10 protein-coding genes and 2 tRNA genes are annotated in these 8,372 nt (G+C 64.9%); 8 read left to right on the forward strand and 4 right to left on the reverse strand.

From position 1 onward, the window contains the following. The 3 genes from ACI3K3_RS18260 to aroQ all read left to right on the forward strand — a co-directional run bounded on the left by ACI3K3_RS18260 (window position 1) and on the right by aroQ (window position 1,372). On the forward strand, window positions 1-414 hold the full coding sequence (locus tag ACI3K3_RS18260; RefSeq protein WP_404916214.1) for a holin family protein: 414 nt from the start codon (window positions 1-3) through the stop codon (window positions 412-414). A gap of 81 nt (window positions 415-495) precedes the next feature. Beyond that, complete coding sequence (locus ACI3K3_RS18265) at window positions 496-852, forward strand: hypothetical protein (protein ID WP_404916216.1); 357 nt, start codon at window positions 496-498, stop codon at window positions 850-852. Between the two features lie 82 nt (window positions 853-934). Then, complete coding sequence (aroQ, locus tag ACI3K3_RS18270) at window positions 935-1,372, forward strand: type II 3-dehydroquinate dehydratase (protein WP_404916218.1); 438 nt, start codon at window positions 935-937, stop codon at window positions 1,370-1,372. On the opposite strand, the gene ACI3K3_RS18275 is transcribed toward aroQ, so the two are convergent. Then, entirely contained in the window at window positions 1,336-1,860 is a 525-nt protein-coding gene (locus ACI3K3_RS18275) for a hypothetical protein (protein ID WP_404916220.1), read from the reverse strand. The two genes, aroQ and ACI3K3_RS18275, sit on opposite strands and share 37 nt — an antisense overlap. An 18-nt stretch (window positions 1,861-1,878) precedes the next feature. After that, window positions 1,879-2,346: an Lrp/AsnC family transcriptional regulator gene (locus ACI3K3_RS18280; RefSeq protein WP_031342574.1), complete on the reverse strand. Its 468-nt coding sequence runs from the start codon at window positions 2,344-2,346 to the stop codon at window positions 1,879-1,881. A 253-nt stretch (window positions 2,347-2,599) separates the two neighbouring features. Here ACI3K3_RS18280 and ACI3K3_RS18285 point away from each other — a divergent pair, with 253 nt between their 5' ends. From ACI3K3_RS18285 to ACI3K3_RS18305, 5 genes are all read left to right on the forward strand, one after another. Next, a complete protein-coding gene (locus ACI3K3_RS18285; protein ID WP_404916222.1) occupies window positions 2,600-4,471 on the forward strand; it encodes a sensor histidine kinase in 1,872 nt (623 codons plus the stop codon). A 174-nt stretch (window positions 4,472-4,645) separates the two neighbouring features. Next, a complete protein-coding gene (locus ACI3K3_RS18290) occupies window positions 4,646-5,668 on the forward strand; it encodes a polysaccharide deacetylase family protein (protein WP_404916232.1) in 1,023 nt (340 codons plus the stop codon). A gap of 47 nt (window positions 5,669-5,715) precedes the next feature. Further along, window positions 5,716-5,791, forward strand: a tRNA-Ile gene (locus ACI3K3_RS18295). A 51-nt stretch (window positions 5,792-5,842) separates the two neighbouring features. Continuing rightward, window positions 5,843-5,919 (forward strand) — tRNA-Pro (locus tag ACI3K3_RS18300). A gap of 165 nt (window positions 5,920-6,084) precedes the next feature. After that, on the forward strand, window positions 6,085-6,972 hold the full coding sequence (locus ACI3K3_RS18305) for a Na+-dependent transporter (protein ID WP_404916224.1): 888 nt from the start codon (window positions 6,085-6,087) through the stop codon (window positions 6,970-6,972). Window positions 6,973-7,002: 30 nt separating this feature from the next. On the opposite strand, the gene ACI3K3_RS18310 is transcribed toward ACI3K3_RS18305, so the two are convergent. Together ACI3K3_RS18310 and ACI3K3_RS18315 are read right to left on the reverse strand one after the other, a co-directional pair. Further along, complete coding sequence (locus ACI3K3_RS18310; protein ID WP_404916226.1) at window positions 7,003-7,953, reverse strand: formylglycine-generating enzyme family protein; 951 nt, start codon at window positions 7,951-7,953, stop codon at window positions 7,003-7,005. A gap of 3 nt (window positions 7,954-7,956) precedes the next feature. Further along, on the reverse strand, window positions 7,957-8,372 hold a 416-nt coding region (locus ACI3K3_RS18315; RefSeq protein WP_404916228.1), incomplete at its 5' end, for a YidH family protein.

Here is an 8,372-nt window from a genome sequence, read left to right on the forward strand (position 1 = left end):
ATGGCCCTGTTCGATTCGATCCTGTCGCCCGTCTCGAAGATCATCGACAAAGTGATTCCCGATCCCGATGCACGCGATCGCGCCAAGCTGGAATTGCTGAAGCTGGAAAATTCCACGGAATTGCAGATGCTTCAGGCGAGTCTTTCACCCATCGTCGCCGAAGCTGCATCTGCCGATCCCTGGACCAGCCGCGCGCGGCCAAGCTTTCTCTATGTCATCTACGCGATGATTCTCTGGGCCTTGCCCATGGGACTCATCGGTGCCTTCAGTCCCGCGACGGCCCGCGCTATAGGACAGGCCATGACGGCCTATCTGAACGGCATCCCCGAACCGCTCTACGCCCTCTTCGGCACCGGCTATCTCGGCTATTCGGCCATGCGCCAATGGGGCAAGACCAAGGGGAGCGACCGCTGAGTTCCCGCCGTTAAGACAAACCCAAACCTTCGGCGCTACACCTCGCAAGAGCGGCATTGCCCGCCTTGCGAGGAGTTTCAAGTGGTCGGGAATGTAGCGCGCATGGCACTGGCCACGATCCCGGCCGCGTTGCTGACACTGGCGGGTTGCGGACCGAGCCGCGAGGATGAACTCGAAAGGCAACTGGCCGAAGCGAAGGCCGAGGCCCAGAAAGAGGCTTCTGCACGCGCGCAGGCCCAGCAAGAAAGCGCCGCCGCGCGGCGACAGGCTCGCGATGCCGAACTCGCCAAGTTCTACCAGGGCGGCGACGACACGCAGCAGGCGGACGAGCCGCAGGCTTCTTCCGCTTTGGCTGCCGATGTCGATGCTCCCCCGCCGCCCGCTGGCATGCAGGCCGATGGGCGCCCTATCGGCGACGAGATGCCCGCCCCTCGCTGAGAAATCTCCGCGGGTATTCCCAGCGAGCGCGGAAATGCTCTAGAGCCCCGACCGGAAAGCAACCGCATCGGGAATCCGCGCAATGGCCAGCAAGCTCGTCTATGTCCTCAACGGACCGAACCTCAATCGTCTCGGCAAGCGCGAACCGGGCATCTATGGCTCGCAGACGCTCGACGATATCGGGGCCATGCTGACGGAACGCGGCGAAGCGTTGGGCTGCACGATCGACATGCGGCAGTCGAATCACGAAGGCCACCTGATCGACTGGCTGCACGAAGCGGAAGATCAGGGCGCCCATGCTGTGCTGATCAATCCGGGCGCCTATACCCACACCTCCATCGCGCTGCACGACGCGATCCGCTCCATCAAGGTGCCGGTGATCGAGGTGCACCTCTCCAACCCGCACGCGCGCGAGGAATTCCGCCATACCTCATGGGTGGGTATGGCCGCTAAAGCCACCGTCGCCGGTTTCGGTGCGGGTAGCTACCTGCTGGCGCTGGAAGGTGCGGCGGCTCTCTGAGCGGGAGCGCACTTCAGGACGGCGCCCTTTCCGTCGCGGACGGAGACGATGTGCTGGATCATGACATCGATCTCGCCGCGCGGAGCTGGTGTCGTGCCGTCCGGAACCACCGCGACATCGCAGACTCCCGCTCGAACCAGGTCCACAAAGATTGGATAAAGCTGGTCCGGGCCGGCGGTCGTCTCGACGCCGATAGCTAGGTAGGACGTCGGAACCCATGGGCCCAGAACATCGGAACCGCGATAAGGACGGATTCGATCGCTTATCGCGTTTATCGGATGTCCCTTTTCGACCCAGCTTCCCTTGATGGCATCGTAGCGCGGCAGAGCAGGCGAATCCTCCGCCGGAATACTGGCATATTGATAGGTAGTGCCCAGCACGAAGTCGGGTTCAGGCTGCGTGCTTCGCTGCGTGAACCACCAGACATTGCCTGCCGCCAACAGCAACGCCGCGCCCCCCAGCAGGACGCGGCGCGTTTTTCTTGTCATTGCCACGAAGTGATTCGCTCAGGCTTCCAGCGGAACGCCGGGCACGCTCTTCGCAGTGCGGATAGTCAGCGAGGTCTTGACGCTGTCCACGTTCGGGGCGGGCGTCAGCTTGCTGGTCAGGAATTCCTGGAAGCTCTGGAGGTCGCGGCTGACGATCTTCAGGATGAAGTCGATCTCGCCGTTGAGCATGTGGCACTCGCGAACTTCGGGCAGACCCTTCATGTGGTCCTCGAAGGCGCGCAGCGACTCTTCGGCCTGGCTCTTCAGGCTGACGAGCGCGAAAACGGTGATCGTGAAGCCCAGCTTCGAGGCATCGAGGTCGGCGTGATAGCCCTGGATGATGCCCGATTCCTCAAGGCTGCGCACACGGCGCAGGCAAGGCGGCGCGGTGAGACCGACACGCTGGGCGAGTTCGACATTGGTGATGCGCCCTTCGTCCTGCAACTCCGCGAGCAGGCGGCGATCGATGTCATCGAGATTAATCATGCGAAACTTTCCTTGCGGGGCGCGCAGCGTGATCCGGCATGCAATATCCACTCGAAAACGCCGACACCCCTGTAATAATATTATCCCATAGCGTAATCGTCCCGCATTGCAACGCCTACAATCTACCCAGTTCCACCATCTGCACAGTTTGATAGAGTGAAGGTGATCCCATTTTAACCCTAAGGGCCTATCCCTTGGGAAATGATGGATGTGGCAGCTTCGCACCGGCCGACGGAGCGCCTATGGAGCCGGAATGCACTTCGACGATCGCCTTGCTACGGTTCTGCATCTGCCGTCCTCCGGGGACGCGCTGGCGCGTATCCAGTATCGCCAGCTGATAGACATCCTGGGCAGCCTCGCGGAGGATGCGCGCTCTGCGGCCATCGAAGCAGGGTTCGCTCGCGTAGTGGACTTGTCCTCGCGGATACCCGCCACGGATCGCGCGCGCCTGGTGCGCCAGCCGCTTCAACCTCTGACGAACCCCCGCCTTCTCGCTCTCTTCGCGGAAGCGGAGCCCGAAGTGGCGATGGCCGCCATCGGCACCGCCCAGCTCGACGAGGACGCCTGGCTGGCGCTGGTGCCCGCCCTCCCCGTGCGTGCGCGCGGCATCCTGCGCCATCGCCGCGACCTCGGCGCAAAAGTGGAAGCCTTGCTGGAACGGCTCGGCATCCGCGATCGCGGGCTTCCGCCCGTCGAGGAACCGGCCGCTAACGAACCCGCCGATAGCGAGGATAAGGAGCAGCCGCTCGACCTGGTGGATGCGGTGGAATATATCGAACCGGAACCTCCGGCAGCCCCTTGTGTCGAACCCGCGACTTTCGCCGGACTGGAACAGATTGCCGCCGCCGGCCGCGCCGCCGCTACGCCAGCGGACGCGCGCGGACAGCGGGTTGCAAAGGCCGAAGGGGATGCGGGCGGCGAGGCAGGCGCCGGAATCGGCGCGATCGTCCGGCGCATCGAGGAATTCCGCAAGGCGCGCGAAAGCCATGGCTCCACCAGTGGCGTCTCCAAACCGGGAGGCAATACCCCGCACCTGCCGCTCGGCGATTCTTCGAAACAGGCCACGGCAGCGATCGACTTCGCGACGGATGCCGAAGGACGCATCAACTGGGCGGACGGCTCTCTGGCCAGTGCGCTGGTCGGCCTGAATCTCGCGGGCCTCGATCCCTCGGCGGTCGAGCCTTCGCAGTATGCCCAGACGGCCTATACGCCAAGGCCCGGCCTTGCCCTGTCCATGCGCCACCGCCAGCCGCTCCGAGCGATCGCGGTCGACATCGCGGGCGCTCCGGCGGTGAGCGGATCCTGGCAAGTCGATGCCGTGCCGCATTTCGATCCCGCCAGCGGGCGCTTTATCGGCTATGCGGGAAGATTGCGCCGACCGGGAAAGATCGCCGCCATCGATGCCCCGCCTGCCGCCGAGCCGAGCGAGGCCGACCGGATGCGTCAGGTCCTGCACGAATTGCGGACCCCCGCCAATGCCATCCAGGTGGCCGCCGAGATCATCCAGCAGCAACTCTACGGCCCCGCCCCGCACGAATATCGCGCGCTCGCCGCCGCCATCGCCGGAGACTGCGCGCATATCCTCGCCGGGTTCGAGGAGCTGGACCGCCTGGTTAAGCTGGAATCGGGCGCGCTCGGCATCGAATCGGGAGAAAGCGACCTCGCTTCCGTTCTGGCCGAAACGGTGTCTCGCCTGAAAGCCTGGACCGAGCCGCGCGGTAGCGGCTTCGTGCTTCCGGAACTGGGATATGCGCCTTCGCCGGTCGCTATCGAAAGGGCGGAAATCGAACGCCTGGTGTGGCGCATCTTCGCCGTCCTCGCCGGCATGACCGCTCCGCAGGAGATGCTGCCGGTCCGCCTGTCGATGGAGAGCGGGCGCGTGGCCATGCGCGTCGCCCTGCCCTCGCTGCTGCTGACCCGCGATGCCCAGAGCCTGTTCGACACGCCCGTCAGCGAGCGTGGACAGTCGCTGTCCACGGGCATGTTCGGCATCGGCTTCACCCTGCGCCTGGCCGCGGCGGAGGCCGCAGCGGCCGGCGGCGGCCTGCAACGCGAGGAGGACGACCTTTATCTCTCACTTCCCGCCGCCCCCGCAGCCGAACAGGCGGGCAGCCGAGCGATCTGACGATATGACTGGGCAAACTCCCCGCGCCCTTTACCGAAGCGGAACGATTTGCCGTTAAGCCCGACCAACCACACCATGGGATTCGCGATGCCTCGCGCCTGACCGAATCCGCGAACACAACGTCGCCCTGTCGGACGTGCCGCGATCGAGGGCCCGATCAAGGGAATGCCCAGTTTGCCGGGGACCAATCTTCTCCAGCCTCCCAGCACCGACGCTCTCGCGCGTTTTGACGAGGGATTCGGCCAGAGGTTCATCGTCACCGTCGATACCGAAGAGGAATTCGACTGGAACGCGCCGCTGGATCGCCATCGCCACGGCACCCTCTCGGTCCCCGCGCTCCAGACGTTCCAGCAGTTCTGCGAGGAATTCGGCGTCGTACCGATCTACCTCATAGACTATCCGGTGGCCAATTCGCCGCTCGCACCGCAGGCGATCGGTGATGCCGTTTCCGCCGGGCGCGCGGAAGTCGGCGTGCAGCTTCATCCCTGGGTAAGCCCCCCGTTCGACGAGGTAGTCAGCGAATTCAACTCCTACGCCGGCAACTTGCCCTACGAACTGGAGCGCGAGAAGTTCGCCCGGTTGCACGCACGCATCGTCGAAGCCTTCGGCACCGCGCCGCGCATATATCGTGCGGGGCGCTATGGGCTTGGACCGCAGACCGCCGGCATTCTCCACGAATTCGGCATCGCCATCGACACCTCGGTGCGCGCGCGCTTCGACTACAGTTCATCCGGCGGCCCGAACTATCGCCAGCACCCGCTGCATCCCTATTGGACGGACGCGGGGCGGCAATTGCTCGAACTGCCGTTGACGACGGTCTACTGGGGGCCGCTGAGGCAGTTCGGCAACAGCATCTATCCCGCGCTCTGGCGCCTGCCGCAACTTCGGGGCGCTCTGGCACGGTCGGGATTGCTGGAGCGGATTCCGCTGACGCCCGAAGGCGTCACCGTGGAAGAGGCCTTGCGCGGAGTCGATGTGGCGATCGACATGGGCTTGCCGGTGCTGGTCTTCTCGTTCCACAGCCCTTCGCTCGCTCCCGGTCACACGCCCTATGTGCGTAACCCACGCGATCTCGACGCACTTTACGACTGGTGGCGCACGCTTTTCGGCCATCTCGCACGCCGCGGTGTAAAACCCGGCAATGTTGCCAACATCCTATCCAGCGTAACGCTTGCACAGAACGAATTGCCAAGCTAACGGGCTTCTCGTCCGGCCTTCGTCGATGGAGCCGGACGCAGCGGTTGGGGCCTGTAGCTCAGCGGTTAGAGCTGGCCGCTCATAACGGCTAGGTCGCGGGTTCGAATCCTGCCGGGCCCACCAACGGCAGCAGGACCTTCGGGTCCCGCAAGACATCATCGACACCCGAAGGGTCGGGGAGTGGCGCAGTCCGGTAGCGCGCCTGCTTTGGGAGCAGGATGTCGCAGGTTCGAATCCTGTCTCCCCGACCAACTTCGTTATTTCATGTCAGATCAGGCATATGCCCGGGCCCTGAGGCTTCATGGCCGCAGGCAGTCGCTCCTTGCGTGACGCCGGGGTGAATAGAATCATTCCTCCTGCTGCGTAATTTCCCCGATCACATTTCCCGCGACGACAGGCGATCTTCCCCGCTCCAAATGTATCAGCGAGGCCGGGCCATGGAGATCATCAAGCATCTGATTCCCCTGCTACTGACGATAAGCCTGGCGCTATTGGTGGTCGCCGCCGGGCTGGCCTCCTCGCGCGGGAACTTCGTCTACGTGCTCAGTCGGCCGAAACTGCTGTTGCAGGCATTCGGCGCGATCGTGGCCATCCCGGTGATCGCCGCCATGGTCATCGTTGCGATTTTTCCGATCTCACCGGCGGCAAAGGCAGGGATCCTGCTCATGGCCCTGTCGCCCGTGCCGCCGCTGATGCCGGGAAAGGCGCTGAAGGCGGGCGGACACGCCGCCTACGTCTACGGCCTGATGGCCACCGGCGCGGTCTTTGCCGTGATCTTCGTGCCGATCCTGGGCGCGCTCGCTGCCCGGTTCTACGATGTCCACGCGCAGTTCCCCGTTGGCGTAGTGGCGCGCAATATCTTCGTGGGCGTTACCGTGCCGCTGATCGTCGGCCTCTTGCTGGGACGGCTTCTGTTCAAGGGCCCCTCGCCGAAGCTGACCAGGGCCGTGACGATCGCCGCTTATGTCCTGCTGGTCCTGGCTGCGGTGCCCATCATCATCAAGGTCTGGCCGCAGATGATGGCGCTGGTCGGCAACGGCACGGTGCTGGCGATGGCCCTGGTGGCGCTTGCCGCCTTGCTGGGCGGACACTTCCTGGGAGGGGACAACATGGCTGATCGCAGCTCGCTGGCGATCGCCGCCTCGATGCGTCACCCCGGCATAGCCCTGGCGCTGGCGGGGGCGAACCACGCGAACAAAGCTGTATCCGCCGCCGTGCTGCTGTTCCTGATCGTCGGGTTCTTGTTGCTGATCCCTTATCAGATGATCGTGCGCCGACACGAAAAGCCCGAGGGTCAGGAATGACCCTCGGGACATGATGGATGGGCTGCGATGTCAGGGTCTGAGGATCGCGCGGAACCCGACATGTGAGGTTGAGGTATCGACCGGATGGGCATGGCGCGCCGCCGGTCGATAGCGGCGGCAATAGTTGGGCGCGCAAAGGTGCGATCCGCCCTTGAGCACCCGCCGTGGAATGCGCGCGGGATCGCGCGGGTCCATGCTGTCCTGAAGCGCCTTGGCGCGCGCGGTGGAGCAGCAGCTTTTCGCGGGAGCCGCATTCGGCGAATCCGTCCACCAGTCCGCCGTCCACTCCCAGACGTTGCCGATCATGTCGTGAAGGCCATAGGCACTGGCCGGATAGGCCCCCACCGGCGAGGTCCGCTCCCAGCCATCCTCGCGCAAGTTCGAGTAGGGAAAGGCGCCCTGCCAGGTATTCGCCTGGTGGACGCCGTCCGGCACCAGTTCGCTGCCCCAGGCATATTCCACTTGTTCCAGGCCTGCGCGCGCGGCGAACTCCCACTCCGCCTCGCGGGGGAGCGAGAGGCCGGCCCAGTCGAGGTAGGCCTCGACGTCGACCAGCGCGACATGGACCACGGGATGGTCGGCGATATCCGCGATGCCGCTTGCCGGTCCGGTGGGATGGCGCCAGTCCGCCCCGGCGGTAAAGGACCACCACTGGGTTACCGGTCCGCGCGGATCGACCGGTTTAGCGGGCGACTGGAATACCAGCGAGGACGCCACCAGCATCTCCGGCAGCGCACCGGGATAGGCCGCCGGATCGGGCGCCTGCTCCGCCAGGGTGCGATAGCCGGTCTCATCCACGAAGCGGGCGAACTCCCGGTTCGTCACCGGCGTGCGGTCCATCCAGAAGCCGTTTACGGCGGCGGGCCGTTCGGGGCGTTCCTCGGGATAGTGATGGTTCGAGCCCATCGTGAATTGCCCGCCCTCGATCCAGACCATGTCCCGGTCCGGGCGGAGAGCGGGCGTTTCCGCGTGCGTTGCCATAACTCAGTTCATTCCCGAAATGTTGAAGACGATGCCCGCGACGGCGGCCACGCCGAGCATGGCCAGCAGCACGGCCACCACCAGCGTCAGCGATACCGGGAAGACGGTTTCGCCGTGGATCAGGCCGTCCTCGGTCATGGCCTTGCGGTTGGCGCGAAGCTCCAGTGCGAACTGGCCGTGGCGGGCGATGCCGCCGACCAGCAGCAATATGCCGAGCACGATCAGCGCCACGCCGAAGTTGCGCGGCGTCTGGCTCTGGCCGATCACGCCCGCTTCGTGCAGCTTGGCGAAGGCCTGGTAGATCGTGAAGCCGAAGCCGATCAGCGACAGGGCCGTGCGGATTTCCGACATCAGCGTGCGATCGGCGCTCATCCGCGTCCGGTGGAACGACATGCCGGTGCGCCGCATCGACATCTCGG

Origin of the sequence: Novosphingobium sp. ZW T3_23 (genome assembly GCF_044987305.1) — a bacterium.
In the GTDB taxonomy this organism is placed as follows: Bacteria; Pseudomonadota; Alphaproteobacteria; order Sphingomonadales; family Sphingomonadaceae; genus Novosphingobium.

What these genes read in the sequence shown, in the direction of transcription:
- ACI3K3_RS18305 (WP_404916224.1), top strand. Translation starts at nt 6,085, where the DNA reads ATGTATCAGCGAGGCCGGGCCATGGAGATCATCAAGCATCTGATTCCC.
- ACI3K3_RS18280 (WP_031342574.1), bottom strand. Translation starts at nt 2,346, where the DNA reads ATGATTAATCTCGATGACATCGATCGCCGCCTGCTCGCGGAGTTGCAG.
- ACI3K3_RS18275 (WP_404916220.1), bottom strand. Translation starts at nt 1,860, where the DNA reads ATGACAAGAAAAACGCGCCGCGTCCTGCTGGGGGGCGCGGCGTTGCTG.
- ACI3K3_RS18310 (WP_404916226.1), bottom strand. Translation starts at nt 7,953, where the DNA reads ATGGCAACGCACGCGGAAACGCCCGCTCTCCGCCCGGACCGGGACATG.
- ACI3K3_RS18260 (WP_404916214.1), top strand. Translation starts at nt 1, where the DNA reads ATGGCCCTGTTCGATTCGATCCTGTCGCCCGTCTCGAAGATCATCGAC.
- ACI3K3_RS18285 (WP_404916222.1), top strand. Translation starts at nt 2,600, where the DNA reads ATGCACTTCGACGATCGCCTTGCTACGGTTCTGCATCTGCCGTCCTCC.
- aroQ (WP_404916218.1), top strand. Translation starts at nt 935, where the DNA reads ATGGCCAGCAAGCTCGTCTATGTCCTCAACGGACCGAACCTCAATCGT.